This window comes from Bacillus sp. 05T31 (genome assembly GCF_056396725.1).
The window spans coordinates 1-1,555 of record NZ_JBFTMA010000866.1 but is presented as its reverse complement, the minus strand read 5'-3'; the positions used below and the strand labels follow the sequence as shown (position 1 = coordinate 1,555).

Below are 1,555 nucleotides of genomic sequence, written 5' to 3'. Positions count from 1 at the left end.
TTTACTTGGGTTCTCTTCCCAATAAATCGGTGAAAATAATATTTCTTTTGCATCTGCTGGAGATACATAAGTATCTAAATAACCACAACCTTGTCCAATAGTTTTAAAAAGTTTCATATTATCTGGTTTAACATCCAGTTTGTCAAATAAATCTACTACTTTAGAAGGCATTTCTGCTACAGTATTCATTAATTCAAAATGTTGTAATTCTAATTCACTCGGCGAATAGCTCTCTAGCCTTTCTCCTATACTCTCAAAAATTGTAAGAGATGTTGCTGGTATACTGTTCTCAATTTTGCCAGAAGCAACATTTATAAACTCAATTTCTTGTAACTCCCTTAAATAATGTGAAGCTGCATAGCGACCTACCCCTATGTTAGATGCTAGATAAATAAATTGCTCCTCATTAATAACTCCCCGTAAATTTTTTAGTATTTTTGATAAATTACAAAGCGCTCCAATATCTAATGTACGATGAAGCGAAGTAAGTTCAGGATGAATTGCCCTTGAAATAGTTGGATAAATATCATTTGCTCTAATTGCATACTTGGTATATTTCCCTAATAAATCACTCATATAATTCCCACTCCCAATAAATATTTATATGGAAATTATAAACTATTGAGTATTTAAATTCTACAATATGTAAAATTTTATGGTCTCGCATGTATTATTAGCTGAAATTAAACAAAGATTCTTTATTGATTTATTTCACCAGATTATATTACATTTACACTATATTTATATAATCATAATGAGAGTGGTGAATATTATGGACCCAATGCTTTTTAAAGAACTTAATATAAAAGAAAAACTCCACCCTAAATTTTTAGATTTGAGGGATAACCCTTCTCTTAAAAACCAAAGAGAACAGCTAGAGAAATGGTTTGATGGTTTCGAAGATAGAGATAACAAAATAGTAACAGAACTTCAAACTTCATTCCATTCTACTTTGTGGGAAATATATCTTTATGCAGCGTTTAGAGATATGGGTTATGAAATAGATTTCAGCCATGATAGACCTGATTTTATTTTAAAAGGTAGGCCGAATATTATGGTGGAAGCTACAGTTTCTAATATTAAGCAAGGTGGTATTCAAGAAAACACTAGAGATTTATCAAACATTTTAAATATGTTTACTCATCCACTTCTTCAACCTAACTTTGATTACGAACTTAAGGAGGCAATCACTCGTTACGGATCTTCAATCATTACGAAGAAAAATAAGTATCAAGATTATTTGAAATGTGACTGGGTAACTCCAGAGAATCCATATGTAATTGCATTAAGTTCTTACGCCCAAGTTGATTATGGAAGAGATTACATATATGGAATTATGGCTTTGTTATATGGTCTGTATTTTATTCCAGAAGATAATAATTTTACTCTCAAGAGAAGTATAATTAAGAATGAATCTACTGCAGAGATACCTTTAGGTATATTTTTTGATGAAAGTTATACTGACGTATCTGCAGTTATTTTTTCGACTACAACTACTATAGGAAAACTGACAGCTACTGTCGCTTCAAATAATCCAGCTTATAATGAGAATTTA

At 30.7% G+C, this 1,555-nt stretch carries 2 protein-coding genes; one reads left to right on the top strand and one right to left on the bottom strand.

All coding sequences use genetic code 11. From position 1 onward, the window contains the following. On the bottom strand, nucleotides 1-576 hold a 576-nt coding region (locus AC1DJR_RS29340; RefSeq protein ID WP_477004182.1), incomplete at its 3' end, for a hypothetical protein. 196 nt (nucleotides 577-772) lie between these two features. Here AC1DJR_RS29340 and AC1DJR_RS29335 point away from each other — a divergent pair. Then, nucleotides 773-1,555: hypothetical protein (locus tag AC1DJR_RS29335; RefSeq protein WP_477004181.1), on the top strand; the 783-nt coding region annotated here is incomplete at its 3' end.